Genomic DNA, 17,632 nt, shown 5'->3' on the forward strand with positions numbered 1-17,632 from the left:
ATGCGTCGCTTCATGTTGGCACTGCTCATACTCTTTGTACCTTTTTCATACGCCAGCACAGTGGGCTCTTTACCTGGCGAGTTATTGGTCGATTCTGGTGCTGCTATGTATCAGATACCGCTACAGCTTCCTGAGGGACGGGGCGGCAATACTCCACAATTATCTATTTCTTATAGTAGCCAAGGATCTGGCTATAGTGCTTTAGGCCCCGGTTTTTCACTGTCAGGGTTGAGTGCAATTTCCCGCTGTGGTTCGACCATAGGTACTGATGGCTTCAAACGTTCACCAAATTACACCCATGAAGATAATTTTTGCCTTGACGGTTCTCGGCTGATTTCAGTGTCAGGCCAGCGCGGTAAGAGTGGGTCAAGCTACAAAACTGAAATTGATCAATATAGCCAGATTACACTGAGTGGTGATTCGCTTGGCACCAGTAGCCAGTTTATTGTGAAAACAAAATCTGGTGACGTGCTGACCTACAAGAATGATTTAGATAATTTAGTGTGGTTACTGGCCGAATCTACTGATACAACGAAGAAAAATATCATCAAGTACAGTTATACAAGTAATAACCTGATTCGTCAGATTGTTTATGATGCCTATACCGTAGATTTTACTTATCAGGCAAACACATCTTCATTACAAAATGGCCTCATTAGTAAAGTCAATGGAAAAGTAAAATCTCAGTACGAGAAACTTTCAAAAGTCAGCATTGCGATAAATGGTAAAGTAAAGAATTATTATCATTTATCATATACTGGTGCTGATTTCAGTTCGAATACACCGACACGGCTTGCTTCTGTTCAATATTGCAGCGCAAACGAAACCTGTTTGCCGAAAACCAACTTTCACTGGAACGGAAATTCAGCTTATAGTTTGAATCACTCATTCGCAATCAAGGTCCCGAACTGGTCAACGGGTGGCTTATCTGATGGGGCGTGGGTGGATGTAGATGCCGATAAAAAGCTTGATTATTGTCAAAAGTACTCTCGAATCACTACTGATGGTGTTTATGACATTAACCCTAAGAGAATTGACTGTAGGCTTGGTAATGGTAGCTCATTTACTCATAACCTTAATTATAAAGATGCGAGTGAAAGCTGGTGGCTTGATGTAAATAATGATGGAAAAACGGAGTACTGTGCGTTATCAGGCAGTAATTTACATTGTTCGAATTTCTCGGCGAGCAGTGTGAACAGTTTTTCGATTCATATTGGCTCTTGGGGAACGGATAAAAACAGAAGATGGTGGATTGATCTAAACGGCGACAACCGGATAGATTTCTGTCGCAGTGATGGCAGTTTATTACGTTGCAGTATTAATAAAGATGGCCGATCTTTCTATGAGAAAAAATTTAATATTTCTAACTGGGGTGACATCAAAAGGACTTGGTGGGCTGATATTGATGGCAATGGTTTTCCGGATTATTGCCGTTCTGTAGCAGATTCAGGGAATGGTGGTACTCTGCGATGCGATTTATTTAATGGCGACAGAATTTCTGCCACCAAGGATATTCATATTGATGACTGGGGTTATGATGATCGTCGTTGGTGGACGGATCTCAACGGTGATGGCGCCAGTGATTACTGTCGTGCCGTTGGCGATAAATCTGGTGCCAATAGCCGGCTTCGCTGTTCTCTTGGCTCCGTTGGTAAAGTGAGTGAACTGAAAACGGGTTTTGAAGTCGCTAATTTCGATTGGGGATATAGCGATAAACGCTGGTGGCTTGATTTAAACAAAGACGGAAAGCAAGACTATTGTCGTGCTGTAGGCGATCACCCTAATACCTATATGCGCTGCTCTAGCATGAAGAGTGGAAGTTCATGGGTAGATTATACTTATAAAGTTGGTGATTGGGGATACAGAGATAAGAATTGGTTTGTCGATACCAATAGTGATGGAAATGTTGAATATTGTCGTCATGTTGGTGATAAATCAGGTACAAATAGCTATATTCGTTGTAGTGAGAATACAACAATAAAGCCTTCACCAAACTTGTTTACTGGTGTGACAAATGGGTTAGGGCATTACTCTTCTGTTTCTTTCACGACTCTATTTGATGGTCAGGTTTACCATAAAAATGCGTTATACCCAGGTGATAAACGTAAGCTGAATTATCAGTTTCCCAAGCTAAATGCTTACGGACCAATGTACATTGTGAAACAGCTTAAATCTGAAAATGGGGCTGGCTCAAATCGGTTTAATACGTATGACTTTACTTATGGAAGTGCAAGCTATGATCTACTAGGTCATGGCTTTTCGGGGTTTAAGTGGATACAGCAGAAAGAGAAAAATGATGGTCAATTGACTCGTGTTCGTGAAACTTATTACAACACTGAATTTCCGCTCAATGGCACTGTAAAAGAAAGTCGTGAATATTTTGGCAACAAATCCGTCCTATTAAATGAAAGTGTAACGGAGTTTAGTAACTCTATTTCTTTGACTGGATCCCATTATGAACAACAAATTTCTGAGACGGTGAGTCTCACTCCGCTTTTTGGTAAAGTGGAGTTATTGTCGACAGAAGAAACACATAAGTATGAAATGTATCGTGTTAATGGTAAGGATTATTTAAAAGCACCAGATAAATTCATTCCAATTCATGGGGATGTAATGATCCCGGTTGTTATCCCTTCTCATGAATATTATGAATTCAGTAAAACCGGAGCTTACTCTTATGATAAAAACGGGAACCCTACTCATTTCGCCTCAGTAAAAGGCTTGTCAGCAGCAGAAATTGAACAATTGAGGCCGCTAATGCAAGGCCCTGCCGATGCGACTTATGTTATTTCTGCAAGTGGTACAGCCTCGAATGGACATGGTTATCAAACCTTAACAAAAACAGTGAATAAACTGTCGACGGCTCGTGTTTACCAAGTCGAGCAGAAAAAAACAATTGAGCAGAGCTATGATCTAAACAGCCAGCTCGTTTCTACTGTCATTACCGAACATGCCGATATAGATAAATTTGGCAATGTCGGTAAGGTTACAGTATCGACTACAGCGAAGAATCCGCTGACTCAAACTGATGAAACATTCACCAAGCAAACCAAGAGTCTCTTTAAGAACGATACCGCTAAATGGCACTTAGGCCGTTTGCTGGAATCTGAAGTGGTTCACACGGATGCCAAGGGCGAAACAGAAGTCAGAAAAGCATCGTTTGAATATGATTCCACGACAGGTTTGTTGATCAAAGAAGTATCCGCCGCGGGTAGTCCGCTTGCCTTAACGACGACTTATACCCGTAATGATGAAGGGGTTGTTGAGTCTTCACTCATCAGTGGTTTTGCTGGAAATGGTGGTATATCTCAACGCTCATCATCAGTGAAAAAAACTTACGCGGGTGATTTTGTTACTGTTATTAATACCAATACGCTTGGCCAGTCATCGACTCAAACCATTGATCGTTTCAATAATTCAGTAATTGTCAAAGACAGTAACGGGCTGATTGCTGCAACTTATTACGATGATTTTGGTCGTGAAGTGAAAAAAGAAGTGCTCAAAGGAACCGCCGCACAACTGAGTACTTCAGTTCAATATCTGCCCGCGAGTCATTCACAGTGCAGCAGTCTTAAACCAAATAATCAGATTGTATATTGTGTGGTGACCAAATCGGATGGTGGCGGTGAAGCTAAGCAATTCTTTGATAAATTTAAGCGAGAATGGCGCACAGCAACGCTGGCGGTTGGCGGTAAGCGCTGGATCATAAAAGATACCTTCTATAATGCTAAGAATCAGATTGTCAAAGTTAGCCGTCCGTATTATCAGGGTGACACACCACAATATTCGAATACCATTTATGATGCTTTAGGTCGTATTCAATCTGTCTCTGAGCCCGGTCCTGCTGGTAAAGGTGATGTGTATGCGTCTTATGTTTACGAACCGCTAAAGGTCACAGAAACGGATGCCTTAGGTCGCAAAAAGACGACCTTTACCAACGCAATGGGTTGGGTAATTCAGGTTGATCAACCTTTATCTGCAAGTGTGAAGAATCAATATACCCCAACCGGTAATCTGTCGATGGCAACGGGTGCGGGTGGTGCCACGATCGTCAATACCTATGATGATTTGGGTAACAAGACAAGCACAAGGGATCCTGACCTGGGATTTTGGCAGTATGAATACGACTCTTTCGGAAATCTGCTGAAACAAACGGACGCCAAAGGACAAAGCGTAATTATGCAATACGATGCGCTCAACCGAATAGTGAAGCGGGTTGATGAAAAGCTCATTGTTGAAAACCAACAACCGAAAAGCGAGTTTACTGAGAGTAAATGGTATTACGACAGCTATGGCGGGGAAACCTGGCAGGGTGCGTTAATCCGTTCAGAAGCACCAGGCTACCTGAAGAAACTCAGTTATACGAGCTTTGGTCAGTTGCGCAAAGAAGAAATTTTCACGGCTGATCACACATTCGCTCGTGAATTTGAATATGACAAGTTTGGTCGTATGGTGAAAGATGTTCGGCCGAATAACTTCACACTTGAACATGAGTACGATGCCGTTACAGGTGCATTAACCGGTGTTTATGGTGCGCCGAGTCAGTTTAAACTCGATTTCAATCCTGCAGAATATAATCAGGTCATAAAGCCTTTGCTGGCTGAGGCACTGGCGAAAGCATCTGATTATGTGAATAAGTCAAAAGAGCTTCAAAATCAGGCTATCACCTACAATCAACGTCGTGAAGAGTTTAACTCGCTGTTGGATCAGGTCAAAAATGTGAGTGGTGGTACATCTGATATTTACAATCAGGTTAACCATAAAACACTGACTGTTTACAGAGATTCGGCAGGCGATATTTATCTGGAAGTGCCAGACAACTTTATCCTGATTCATAATGATGTCAGTATTCCGATTATCACACCGCCGTCATATCATTTGAAGCTGGTCGATGGTCAGTTAAGCAAGGTAAGTTTGGCTGACTGGACGAGTAAAGTATCCAGCCTGGAGGCAACAGGCGAGAGCGCGTTCTTTGGTGATTACAATAATGACGGTGTTTATGACCTAACCCGCTTGGCGATCAGCAAGGCAATGCCGCAGATTTATGACAGTCTGGTCAGCAAGTATTTTCAGCGTCTGAACCAGCTTGCGTCTGAAATTCAACGTCTCGAGTATGTGGAAGATCATACCCGCATGCAGGCGACCACGTACGCAGCAGCGGCTGCTCAATTGGTGACGTTAACCAAACAGACTTTACTGGTTGCTTCCCGCTATGAAAACTTAAGTGAACAAAATCAAGTTCAGTACGAGCAACTGACAGACTTAACAGAGCAGCAAATTAACAAAAATCGTGTTTATTACTGGAAACTGAACAGCCTGGATGCAGAAGGGCGTATTACGGCTGAATCCTATGGTAATGGTTTGTTCAACCAGTACGACTATAACGAAGGGAACGGCCAGCTGCAGAACATTTCGACACATCAGGGTAAGAAAGCAAAACGTCTGCTCCATTATCGCTATGATGCGATGGATAATGTGACTCTGCGGGAAGATATCATGACGGGTATCTCTGAGACGTACACCTATGATGCTCTGGATCGGCTGAAGACCAATAAAATTATCGATACGATAGGGGCTAATCGTGATAACCCATTGTTTAATAAAACCTACAGTGTTGACTATGGTGTAAACGGTAATATCACTTACAAGTCGGACGTGGGCCACTACGCGTATCAGGATAAACAACATGTTCACGCGGTGACCAGTGCCGGGGATCGTACCTATCAATACGATTTGAACGGGAATATGCTGGAGGGCGACGGGCGTGTCTTTGAATGGAGCAGCTTTAATAAACCCACCAAAATTACCCGTGGCGATAGCTGGGCAGCCTTCAGTTATGGGCCGGACAGAGCGCGCTACCTGAAGACCAATAATAAAGGGGATAAAACCTGGTATCTGGGTAAAGCTTACGAGCGGATTGATTACAGCAACGGTGATGTAGAACACAAGCAGTTCATCAATGCTGGCGGTAAGCTGGTCGCGCTCAATATCGACAAGAAAACCTCCAAAAACGGCACTGAAGCGTCGGTCGACAGGCAGTTGCGCTATTTCCACAGTGATGCGCTGGGCAGTGCTGATCTCATCACAGATATCTGGGGCAATGTGGTCGATCGCCGCAATTTTGATGCTTGGGGCAAAGAGCGGGATTTTGTGTGGGAGACAGATAAGTCGTTTGTACAGCAGGCCTTAATGGCCAACCGGGGCTACACCGGCCATGAACAGGTGGATGAAGTGGACTTGATCCACATGAATGGCCGCATGTATGACGCGACCCTGGGCCGATTTATCAGCGCAGACACCTTTATTCAGGCACCGAGCAATAGTCAGTCATTTAACCGTTATAGTTATGTGCTGAGTAACCCAATGAAGTACAACGATCCAAGCGGACATTTCTTTAAGAAGTTGTTTAAAACAATTAAGAAGTACTGGCGGGTTATTGCTGCTGTTGTGATCTCTGTAGTTACATATGGAGCTGCAACAGGTTGGGCTGCAGCTTGGTTAGCTGGTACGGCATTAGCTGGAAGCCAGATTGCTATCGGTGCAATTGCAGGTGCAATCACCGGGTTTGCAGCAGGCGTTGTTTCAACAGGAAGTTTTAAAGGTGGGTTAAGAGGCGCTCTAACTGGGGCTGCATTTGGGGCTCTTGGTGGTTCTTTTACAGATTTCAATGTCACAAGTGCGGCAGCTCAAATGGCAGCACATGGTGTTGCTGGTGGTACCTTATCTGTTTTACAAGGCGGAGATTTTGGTACAGGCTTTCTGAGTGCAGCGGTCATGAAGGGGGCAGGTAAAATAGGAACTTCAAACGCATTTGCTCGTATTACAGTCCAAAGCTTAGTGGGTGGAACAGTATCAAAACTTACTGGTGGGAAGTTTGCTAATGGTGCAGTGACTTCTGCAATTCAGTTTATTGTGAATGAACTAGGCAGAAGTCCTCAAGATTTTACTAGTAGAATGAAAAAAGGTCTAAGTATAGCTAAAGAATTTTTTATGGGCGGAAATGCATCTACTTCACTAAGACAGCATATAGATGTTGCAGCTGGTGCAGATCCAATTACTCGTTGGTTTAGAGATAACGGAGACTTTTCAGTTGATATTGATGGATGTTTGGGTCCTTGTATCAATTTAGAAGGAGAATCGACTTATCAATATGGCTTATCAGGTTCTGCTGGTTTGGGGACTTCATGGGGTGTTGGACTATCCGGTGGAGTAGGCAGCGATCTGACACTTTATAACTCTGTGACTAATACAGCAGTCAATGATGAGATGAGCTTTTATAGGAATTTTTCTGTACAACTAGGGCCAATTGGCTTTTCTACAACGAAATTTGATCTCAATGGTCATTTAAATACTAACGTAGAAATGAAGTTAAGGTTTCCTGGTGGTATTGGTGTCTGGGGTGGATCGGGAGTTAAGGCATGGTAACAGCTATTTTTATTGTTGGTTTTATTTTAACAATTATTCTTGCATTTCGAGGTGTTATTTTAGCTAACATTTTAAAGCATGATATTGGATTGAAAAAAGGCACTATTGAAGTGTATTACATTATTCAGGTTGAAGCTTTTTCTAAGGGAGAGTCAGTTTTTGATTTGAAAGAAGAAAGTAGGAAAAGACTTTACAGAAGCTGTGTGAAAAACATAAGGATCATGTACATCATAATTTTTATAATGGTTGCTTCTATATTTATTGGTCAAACTTTTTAAGGTGCTCAAGGTTTTATTATGAGAAAATTATTTTTTAGCATGTTAGCTCTGTTGTCACTATCAGCCCACGCCAACTACCACTGCACCGGCGAAGTGAAACATTTTGGTGTTGATAGGTCAAACCTATTGGTCAGTAACGGCTTTGGCGTCCACAAGTTGTGTAATGTATCCGAAGAGTATTGTAAGGCATGGTTATCTGCTGCTCTGTCAGCCAAAATGTCAAACCGGAAGGTGACTATTTATTACGAACACCCGTCAGTATCAGGTAGCCAAAACGGCAGTCGCTGCAATGAAATTGGTGACTGGGTGGTGCCAGATGATAGCGTTTACTATTTCCAAGTATATTAAATAATCATATTGATAATATTCGAGAGCAAAAAATGAATAAAAAATATGCAAGTTTGGTCAAGGGGTTATTGATTGCAGCTGGGTTTCTGAGCGCACCGTTCGCCAGTGCAGGTGTACTGTGTGAAGGAAAAATTGAAAATATATACAAGTGGTCAGACAGACAAACGTTGTCTATTCAGGTAGCTACACCTGAAGGTGTGACGAACTGGATTCGGATGCCAACCAAGTCGGATGAATCGATGGCGTTAACGGCATTTGCCAGTGGGAAAGTTGTTCGGGTTCGCTGGGAAGGTGATTTAAATTTCACCCAATGTATTGATGGATGGCCAGATAATACCGAATTTGAAGGCTGGTGGCTGATTAAGGGCTAACACTTTGGTTTTTTCACGTTAAGTTGGTTGGAGAATAAAATGAAAAAATGGAATAGATTTTTGCTTGTTGCGTTGTCGCTTTTATCTTTTAGTTCACATGCGGTATACAACGCAAATATGACTGGCGTAGTAACGCAAGTATTAACTTACACGGATGGCAATCAGATTTATTTTTTGCTGAAGAATCAGCCAACATCACACCCCAGTTGCAAGCCTGAGTTGTTCGCCATTGACGCGAGCACACCTGGTGAAACCCGGCACCAGGTACTGTCACGGTTGCTAACTGCTTATGCAACCGGTAAACCCGTGAATATCGGTTACGACAAAGAAGGGGATTGTGCGCATACCTGGATACGCGTTCATCGGGTCGGGTAATTGTTCGTTTTTATAAAAATGGCTGTCACTGATACTGATGGCCATTTTTTATGTCTGACGCTCAATCTCTCCGTTTCACCAGCATGAAAAAACATTCCTACCAGCTCCCTAGAGAAAGCATTGCCAGCCTGGCGGTTTAGTGTTGATATGGTTGTCATCGTGTGACTTACACGAGTGTAATTGTCTGTTGTGGCACTAAAAAGGAGCGTTTCTGTTGAATCCGAACTATAAAGCAAGCGCGATTCTGGTGCTGACGACTATGCTCGCGGCCATCGGGTGGATTTTCTCCAAAGAGACGCTGCAGGGCTTGCCGCCGTTTCTGTTTATTGGCATGCGATTTATGCTCGCTTCACTGTGCCTGCTGCCGTTTTGTTATGCAGCGTTCAGGCGCACCACGCTGAAAACCATCGGTTTTTCCGCCCTGGTGGGGGTGTTGCTGGGTGTGGCCATGATGTGCTGGATCCATGCCATGTCCAATACGGAAGCCTTAGCGGAAGGGGCGTTTATTGCCAGTTTGTCAATGCTGTTTGTGCCGGTTGTCGCCTGGGTGCTCTTCAGGCAGAAACCGCCGCGTGCCTTCTGGCTTTCTATGCCGGTCGCGGTGGCGGGTATGGCGTTGTTGTCGCTGTCCGGCGGCTGGCAGCAGTCTGACAGTCAGATCTGGTTTGCCGCCTGTGCCTTTATGCTGGCCATTCACTTCAACGTGAACAGCCGGTTTGCCCAGCAGATACCGATACTGTTACTGGCCTGCATTCAGTTATTTGTCACTGGCTTGTTGTCGTTGACTATGTCTTTGACTGTCGAACAAATACCGACTCACGTGCCGGTGACTATTTGGGGCTGGTTCGCACTCAGTACTTTGCTGGCAACCAGTCTACGTTACGTGCTGCAAACGGTCGGGCAAAAACAGATCACTGCCTCGAATGCGGCATTGATCATGTTGCTGGAGCCTGTGTGGACAGCGACGCTCAGCGTGCTGTGGTACGGTGAAGTATTCACGCTCAACAAAGCGCTGGGATGTCTGCTGATTTTGTCGTCTCTGATATTGTACCGCGTGGGATCCCGGCCTTTTCGGGCAGCGCGGCGGGTGAGTGTTATTGAAAGCGCCAGTATTGGCTTTACTGACTCATCAGATGAGGTGCTGGCAGGCAGTAAGAAGAGTGATAAGTAGCAGCTGTCATTAACCGTGAAACAGTAAAAGGGCCATCACTGATGGCCCTTTGCATAACGAACGGGGTATCGCTGATTACTCCACGACTTCCACTTCGTCCGGCAGCAGGTTCGCCGCTTTGATGCCTGCGATGGCACACAGCTCATCCAGTTCGGATAAGTCTCCGCTGATACCAACGGCACCCAGCAGGCAGTTATCGCTGCCGCGGATCAGTACGCCACCCGGTACCGGCAGCAGGTTACCTTCGGCCAGCACATTGACGGCTGACATGAACGCAGGGCGCTGCTGGGCATCAAGGGCGAGTTTACGGGAAGAACAACCCAATGCCAGGGCTCCCCAGGCTTTGGCGATGGCAATTTCAGGACGGAGCATACTGGAGCCATCCTGACGTTGCAGTGAAATGAGTTTACCGCCGCTGTCGAGGACAGCCACAGTAAGAGGTGCAGCACCTTTGGTCAGGGCAGTGCTGAATGCGCCCTTGGTAATTACCAGTGCTTCGTCCAGTGTTAAGCTCATAGTGATCCCTCCGATCAAGAATTAATTGACTAACTTTTTGAGCGGCAGCCGGTTAGCCGACTGCCGGGTATGTTGTGTATGTGCCACCAATCCATGCTCGGTGGGCGGCTTTACTCCTAAAATGTCATTCAAGATGATGACTGGAAGTAAACGTCTCTACCGCCCTGGGAAATCCCCCTGAGCTGACAATCAGCCTACCAACAGCGGGTAGCTTGGCAATGTCAGGAATGGTGCAAATTCGTCTGATGTTGACAGTTCATCAAACAGTTTGGCCGCATCGTCAAAACGACGATTCTGGCTGTTGTCCGTTTGTTCAAGCTTGAGGCTGTCCACTTCCTGTTGCAGCCATTGGCGGAACAGTTCTGCAGTGAACAACTGGCCATCGTCCAGCGTGACGCCGTGGTGAATCCACTGCCAGATATTGGCGCGCGAGATTTCTGCGGTTGCTGCGTCTTCCATCAGACCATGGATTGGCACGCAGCCAAGCCCGCGGATCCAGGCTTCGATATACAGCAAAGCGATACGCACATTCTTACGGACGCCGGCTTCATTGCGGTGGCCTTCACAAGGTGCCAGCAGATCTGCTGCTGTGATGTCGTTGGCGGCAGATGGCAGATAATCAAGCTGATTTGGTTTACCGCCAAGACGCTGGTTAAACACTGTCATTGCGGTATCAACCAGACCAGGGTGGGCTACCCAGGTGCCGTCGTGACCATTGCTGGACTCGCGCTCTTTGTCTTCGATGACTTTTTCCAGAACCTGCTTCATTTCTTCAGGATCTTTGCTTGGAATAAAGGCAGACATACCACCCATTGCCAGCGCGCCACGCTGGTGGCAGGTTGCAATCAGCAACTGGCTGTATGCTGTCAGGAAAGGCTGCGCCATGGTCACATCGTGACGGTCGGGCAGAATGCGGTCTTTGTGTTGTTTCAGGGTTTTGATATAGCTGAAGATGTAATCCCAGCGACCGCAGTTCATGGCAACAATGTAATCGCGCATGGCGTACAGGATTTCATCCATTTCGAAAACGGCTGGTAGGGTTTCAATCAGCACGGTTGCTTTGATGGTTCCAGTTTGTGCACCGAAGTAGTTTTCAGTAAAACGGAACACATCGGCCCACCATTGGCCTTCTTCCATTGACTCCAGCTTTGGCAGGTAATAGTAAACACCCAAGCCTTTGTCAGCGCGTGTCTGGTAGTTATGGAAGAAATACAAGCCGAAATCCATCAGACAGCCAGGAATAGACTTACCCTGATACTGAATGTGCTGCTCTGGCAGGTGCAGACCGCGAGGACGGGCAATCAGCAGGGCCGGATCATCATTCAGTACATATTCTTTCTGACGCTTGTCGTCGAAATAGCGCATCTCGCCCAGGTTGGCATCACGCAGGTTGATCTGGCCTTGTACCATGTTGTCCCAGCTCGGCGCAGTGGCATCCTCGAAACAACACATAAAGACTTTTGCGCCTGAGTTCAGTGCATTAATCACCATCTTGCGATCAACCGGACCCGTAATTTCCACCCGGCGATCCTGTAAAGGAGCAGGGATATCAGCAATGCGCCAGCTTTTATCATTTCTGATATCGGCTGTGTCGGCCCTGAAACCAGGCAGTTTGCCATTATCGAATTCACGCTGACGTGTTTCACGGCGGGCAAGCAGATCGTCCAGACGGCCTGAAAACTGACTGACAAGTGCCGTCAGAAACGCCATGGCATCGTCGTTCAGGATAGCCTGATAGTCGGGTGACAGTGAACCAACGGCGAGCTGTAGGGAATCGGCTTGTGCCTCTTGATGTTGTTGGGTATCCAATTGCGTCTCCTTAGAACAAACGGTCTATCGTTTTGTATACATTTTATAATTTTCCTATTATCTATAACCTATATGGGCGTATCAGGTAAAGTGGTTTTTATCACTATGTAAATCTGATGTTGTTTTTATGTATCGCTGATTTTGCGCATAACTTACTGTTATTTAAATAAATAGTAAGCTACCGATACATTAAGTTTGTTTTAAATCGTAACAGCCCCCTTGCTAAGATCAATTATGTATGTCTAGAATACAATCATACACAACATTGTATACAATTATGCAGGAGGCAGTATGGCGAAGATGAAGGCAATTGAAGCCGCCGTTGAAGTTTTGAAAAAAGAAGGCGTTATTCAGGCATTTGGTGTACCAGGTGCAGCGATTAACCCCATGTATGCTGCACTGAAAAAACTGGGTGGCATTGATCATATTCTGGCTCGTCATGTGGAAGGTGCTTCTCACATGGCAGAAGGTTACACGCGCACCAATACCGGTAATATCGGTGTTTGTATCGGTACTTCAGGCCCAGCGGGTACAGATATGATCACAGGATTGTATTCAGCAGCTGCTGATTCTATTCCAATTCTGTGTATCACAGGTCAGGCGCCACGTGCTCGTCTGCACAAGGAAGATTTCCAGGCGGTTGATATCGAGAGCATCGCCAAACCCGTTGCTAAATGGGCAACCACTGTACTAGAGCCAGCTCAGGTGCCCCGTGCCTTCCAGCAGGCTTTCCACCTGATGCGTTCAGGCCGTCCGGGCCCGGTATTGATTGACCTGCCTATTGACGTTCAGCTGGCTGAGATTGAATTCGATATCGACAGCTATGAACCGCTGGAAGCTTACAAGCCAACAGCAAGCCGTGCTCAGATTGAAAAAGCATTAACCATGCTGAACCAATCTGAAAAACCACTGATTGTTGCCGGTGGCGGTGTTATTAATGCCGGCGCGTCCGACTTGCTGCAGCAGTTCGCTGAGATCACCGGTGTGCCTGTGATTCCAACATTGATGGGCTGGGGTTCTATTTCGGATAACCACGAATTAATGGTGGGTATGGTGGGTCTGCAGACAGCACACCGTTACGGTAACGCTAACATGCTGGCTTCTGACTTTGTGTTTGGTGTGGGTAACCGCTGGGCAAACCGTCACACAGGTTCAGTAGATGTGTACACTAAAGGCCGAAAGTTTGTTCACATTGATATCGAGCCGACTCAGATTGGTCGCGTATTCTGCCCTGATCTGGGTATCGTATCGGATGCAAAAGCCGCACTGGAACTGATTGTTGAAGTTGCCCGCGAAATGAAAGCCGCAGGTAAGCTGGCCGACCGCAGCGCTTGGGTCTCTGAATGTCAGCAGCGTAAGGCAACCATGCTGCGTAAGACGCACTACACTGAAACGCCAGTGAAGCCAATGCGTGTTTACGAAGAAATGAACAAAGTATTTGGCGAAGAGACCTGCTACGTGAGCACCATTGGTCTGTCTCAGATTGCCGCAGCTCAGTTCCTGCATGTATACAAGCCAAACCACTGGATTAACTGTGGTCAGGCTGGACCTCTGGGCTGGACGATCCCTGCCGCTTTGGGTGTACGGGCTGCCGATCCTCAGCGTCCTGTTGTGGCACTGTCTGGTGACTACGACTTCCAGTTCATGATTGAAGAACTGGCTGCTGGTGCGCAGTTTAACCTGCCGTATATCCACGTACTGGTGAACAACTCTTATCTGGGTCTGATCCGTCAGGCACAGCGTCAGTTCGACATTGATTACTGTGTTCAGCTGGCGTTCGAGAATCAGAATGCGCCGGAACTGAACGGTTATGGTGTTGACCACGTTGCCGTGGTTGAAGGTCTGGGCTGTAAAGCTATTCGTGTCACGGACCCTGAGAAAATCGCCGATGCGTTACGCGAAGCCCAGGTTCTGATGAACAAGCACAAAGTACCTGTTGTGGTTGAAGTGATTCTGGAGCGTGTAACGAATATTGCGATGGGCGTCGAGATCGACGGCATCAACGAGTTTGAAGCACTGACAGAAGATCAGGCGGATGCGCCAACGGCCATCACTTTCAATCAATAAGATGCCACGAATAGCAAAAGGAATGTGACATGCCGAAATTAGCAGCAAACTTATCCATGCTCTTTACGGAAGTACCTTTCATGGATCGTTTTGAGGCCGCCGCGCAGGCGGGCTTCCGTGGCGTGGAATATCTGTTCCCTTATGCCTTTGAAGCAGAAGCGATTCAGGCAAAGCTGAATCAGTTTGGTCTGACTCAGGTGCTGTTCAATCTCCCTGCGGGCGATTGGGAAGCAGGCGACCGCGGTATAGCGGTCGACCCTAAGCGGGTTGAAGAGTTTCGTGCCGGCGTACCGGAAGCCATTCGCTATGCCAAAGCACTGAACTGTACTCAGGTGAACTGTCTGGCAGGTATTGTCCCTGCCGGTGTCACCCCGGGTCAGGCGGAAGCCACTTTTGTTGATAACTTGCGCTTTGCTGCGGCTGAGCTGAAAAAAGCAGGGATTAACCTGATTATCGAAGCGATCAACACCCGTGATATTCCAGGTTTCTTCCTCAATACCACCAAACAAGGTCTGGATATTATTGAGAAAGTAGGCAGTGACAATCTGGAGCTGCAATACGACATCTACCACATGCAAATCATGGAAGGTGATCTGGCAACGACCCTGAGTCGTGAACTGGGTCAAATCCGCCATGTGCAACTGGCTGACAATCCAGGCCGTCATGAACCGGGAACGGGTGAGATCAATTACCACTTCATGTTCAGGCATCTGGATGAAATTGGCTATGAAGGCTGGGTTGGTTGCGAGTACAAACCGCAGACCACCACCACAGAAGGCCTTGGCTGGCTGAAAGAATTTAATCAAATCTAAGGAGAGGATAATGACGACTATCGCATTTATCGGTACAGGCATCATGGGTAAACCAATGGCCGAAAACCTGCAGAAAGCTGGACACCAACTGGTCTTCTCTGACCATTACAATCCAGCTCCGGCAGATTTGGTTGCTAACGGTGCTCAGGTTGTCCACTCGGCAAAAGCAGCGGCTGAACTGGCCGAATACATCATCCTGATGGTGCCAAATACCCCTCAGGTGGAAGATGTACTGTTTAGTGAAAATGGTGTGGCCGAAGTCCTGAAGCCGGGTCAAACCGTTATCGATATGAGTTCAATCTCGCCTATCGAGACCAAAACAATTGCAGCTCGAGTGAAAGAAACCGGTGCAGAATACCTGGATGCGCCTGTATCTGGTGGCGAAGTGGGTGCCATTAATGCCGCGCTGACCATCATGGTTGGCGGCAGCGAAGAAGCCTACGCCAAAGCACTGCCACTGTTTGAAGTCATGGGTAAGAATATCAACCTGGTCGGTGATAACGGTGCAGGCCAGATCTGTAAAGTGGCAAACCAGATCATTGTTGCGCTGAACATTGAAGCGGTTGCTGAAGCCCTGGTATTTGCCTCTAAAGCCGGTGCCGATCCAGCCCGTGTTCGTGAAGCGCTGATGGGTGGCTTTGCCAACTCTAAAGTGCTGGAAGTCCACGGTGAGCGTATGGTTAAGGGTACTTTTGACCCAGGTTTCCGTATCCAACTGCATCAGAAAGACCTGAACCTGGCGCTGTCCGGCGCTGAAGCACTGGGCATGTCTCTGCCAAATACCCAGTCTGCTCAGAATCTGTTTGACGCTTGTGTGAAACTGGGCGGCGAAGGCTGGGATCACTCAGCATTGATTCGTGCGATTGAAGAGCTGGCTAATCACAGCATCCGTCAGTAATCTGATGAAAAGGCGGCATCATTGATGTCGCCCCAGGTATGCAGCTGGTAATCAGCTGTATCCTGAATAATTATTGTCACATAACAATTTTTAGTCTCCTTTGGTTATGTGGTCCCGAAACCGCGGGTTGGATATTAGGGCTGGCTGCTTGTCAGAGGTGGCTTTAGCCGGCCCTACCAGTTCGATAAATAATGTGGGTGACAGTGACAGTGACGGTTTCGGGTTTTTTCCCCTGTTGCTTGCCGTAACTGGGAGCTAACTTGACGTGGAGCGCAACATGCAAATGGAAACGCATGCATTTTTGACTGCACTGTTTAATCGTGCAGTAAAACAGGCCCTGCCCGGTGAAACCCTGAAACACTATTTACCTGAAGACAGAACAGGTAAAGCGGTGGTAATAGGGGCGGGTAAAGCCGCCGCCTCAATGGCCAGAGCACTGGAAAGTGTCTGGGAAGGTGAATTGGAAGGTCTGGTCGTGACTCGTTATGGTCACACCGCAGAATGCCAGAAGATCGAGGTGATCGAAGCTGCCCACCCGGTGCCGGATGATGCCGGCCGTGAAGTGGCAGAACGCATCCTGAACCTGGTTGCCGGGCTTAACGAGAAGGATCTCGTGATCTGTCTCTTGTCTGGTGGCGGATCGGCCTTGCTGAGTTTGCCTGCTCCCGGCATTACCTTCTCGCAAAAGCAGCAAATCAACAAAGCGTTGCTGAAATCCGGGGCGGCCATTGATGAAATGAACTGTGTACGCAAGCACCTGTCTGCCATTAAAGGCGGCAGGCTGGCTAAGGCCGTTGCCCCTGCGCAACTGATTACACTGGCCATTTCGGACGTACCCGGCGATGAGGCGACCGTGATTGCTTCCGGTCCGACGGTTGCTGATCCCACCACGAGTAAAGATGCGTTAGATATTCTGAGCCGTTATCAGGTGAGCGTACCCGATTCGGTCACAGAGTGGCTGCACAGCCCAGAATCTGAAACGGTAAAACCGGGTGATGCCTGTCTGGAGCGGGCTAGATTTGAGCTGATCGCCAGCCCTCAGCTGTCATTGGAAGCGGCTGCTGAAGAGGCCAGTCAGTGGGGTATTCCGGCGCATATCCTGAGCGATTGCATTGAAGGTGAATCTCGCGATGTCGCTAAAGTACACGCAGCTCTTGCCAAGCAGATTGCCGACCGCGGACAGCCTTTCACCGCACCGTGCGTATTACTGTCTGGTGGTGAAACCACGGTGACAGTCCGGGGTGAGGGACGTGGCGGGCGTAACAGTGAGTTTTTGCTGAGCCTGTATCACGAACTGCAGGGCCATCCGCAGATCTTTGCGCTGGCCGCCGATACCGATGGTATTGATGGGGTCGAAGATAATGCTGGTGCTGTACTGAATCCGCAGAGTTATCACCAGGGACAGGCACTGGAGCTCAACAGTCAGGACTATCTGGATAACAATGATGGATACACTTTCTTCAAACAATTGGATTCATTGTTAACAACTGGTCCAACGCTGACGAATGTGAATGATTTTCGCGCCATTCTGATTCTTCCGAAGGAGGAATCCGGTAACTGAA

12 protein-coding genes are annotated in these 17,632 nt (G+C 47.1%); 10 read left to right on the top strand and 2 right to left on the bottom strand.

The annotated features are described in order from the left end of the window. The 6 genes from D6M16_RS03725 (at window position 1) to D6M16_RS03745 (ending at window position 9,968) form a co-directional block, all read left to right on the top strand. Window positions 1-7,425: an RHS repeat-associated core domain-containing protein gene (locus D6M16_RS03725; RefSeq protein ID WP_120510628.1), complete on the top strand. Its 7,425-nt coding sequence runs from the start codon at window positions 1-3 to the stop codon at window positions 7,423-7,425. After that, window positions 7,419-7,703 carry a hypothetical protein gene (locus tag D6M16_RS03730; protein WP_120510629.1) on the top strand — a complete coding sequence of 95 codons (285 nt, stop codon included), beginning with the start codon at window positions 7,419-7,421 and terminating at the stop codon, window positions 7,701-7,703. The genes D6M16_RS03725 and D6M16_RS03730 overlap by 7 nt, the downstream gene beginning before the upstream one ends. A gap of 18 nt (window positions 7,704-7,721) precedes the next feature. Continuing rightward, window positions 7,722-8,051, top strand: a complete 330-nt coding sequence (locus D6M16_RS22155; protein ID WP_162940919.1) for a hypothetical protein — start codon at window positions 7,722-7,724, stop codon at window positions 8,049-8,051. A gap of 32 nt (window positions 8,052-8,083) precedes the next feature. Continuing rightward, window positions 8,084-8,422, top strand: coding sequence for a hypothetical protein (locus D6M16_RS03735; protein ID WP_120510630.1), 339 nt, complete (start codon window positions 8,084-8,086; stop codon window positions 8,420-8,422). Between the two features lie 39 nt (window positions 8,423-8,461). Further along, on the top strand, window positions 8,462-8,797 hold the full coding sequence (locus D6M16_RS03740) for a hypothetical protein (protein ID WP_120510631.1): 336 nt from the start codon (window positions 8,462-8,464) through the stop codon (window positions 8,795-8,797). Window positions 8,798-9,008: 211 nt separating this feature from the next. After that, complete coding sequence (locus D6M16_RS03745; protein WP_120510632.1) at window positions 9,009-9,968, top strand: DMT family transporter; 960 nt, start codon at window positions 9,009-9,011, stop codon at window positions 9,966-9,968. Between the two features lie 75 nt (window positions 9,969-10,043). Here the strand turns inward: D6M16_RS03745 and D6M16_RS03750 are convergent, their stop codons facing one another. Beyond that, on the bottom strand, window positions 10,044-10,484 hold the full coding sequence (locus tag D6M16_RS03750; RefSeq protein WP_120510633.1) for a GlcG/HbpS family heme-binding protein: 441 nt from the start codon (window positions 10,482-10,484) through the stop codon (window positions 10,044-10,046). A gap of 189 nt (window positions 10,485-10,673) precedes the next feature. Further along, a complete protein-coding gene (gene aceB, locus D6M16_RS03755) occupies window positions 10,674-12,194 on the bottom strand; it encodes a malate synthase A (RefSeq protein ID WP_240435570.1) in 1,521 nt (506 codons plus the stop codon). Window positions 12,195-12,584: 390 nt separating this feature from the next. Here aceB and gcl point away from each other — a divergent pair, with 390 nt between their 5' ends. The 4 genes from gcl to D6M16_RS03775 all read left to right on the top strand — a co-directional run bounded on the left by gcl (window position 12,585) and on the right by D6M16_RS03775 (window position 17,631). Then, window positions 12,585-14,360 carry a glyoxylate carboligase gene (gene gcl, locus D6M16_RS03760; protein ID WP_120510635.1) on the top strand — a complete coding sequence of 592 codons (1,776 nt, stop codon included), beginning with the start codon at window positions 12,585-12,587 and terminating at the stop codon, window positions 14,358-14,360. Window positions 14,361-14,389: 29 nt separating this feature from the next. Continuing rightward, a complete protein-coding gene (hyi, locus tag D6M16_RS03765; protein WP_120510636.1) occupies window positions 14,390-15,172 on the top strand; it encodes a hydroxypyruvate isomerase in 783 nt (260 codons plus the stop codon). A 10-nt stretch (window positions 15,173-15,182) separates the two neighbouring features. Continuing rightward, window positions 15,183-16,070 (top strand): 2-hydroxy-3-oxopropionate reductase, encoded by an 888-nt coding sequence (locus D6M16_RS03770; protein ID WP_046219194.1) that lies wholly within the window; start codon window positions 15,183-15,185, stop codon window positions 16,068-16,070. Window positions 16,071-16,347: 277 nt separating this feature from the next. Then, window positions 16,348-17,631, top strand: coding sequence for a glycerate kinase type-2 family protein (locus tag D6M16_RS03775; protein ID WP_120510637.1), 1,284 nt, complete (start codon window positions 16,348-16,350; stop codon window positions 17,629-17,631). Window position 17,632 lies beyond the last annotated feature (1 nt).

The organism is Photobacterium salinisoli, assembly GCF_003614885.1.
Lineage (GTDB): Bacteria > Pseudomonadota > Gammaproteobacteria > Enterobacterales > Vibrionaceae > Photobacterium > Photobacterium salinisoli.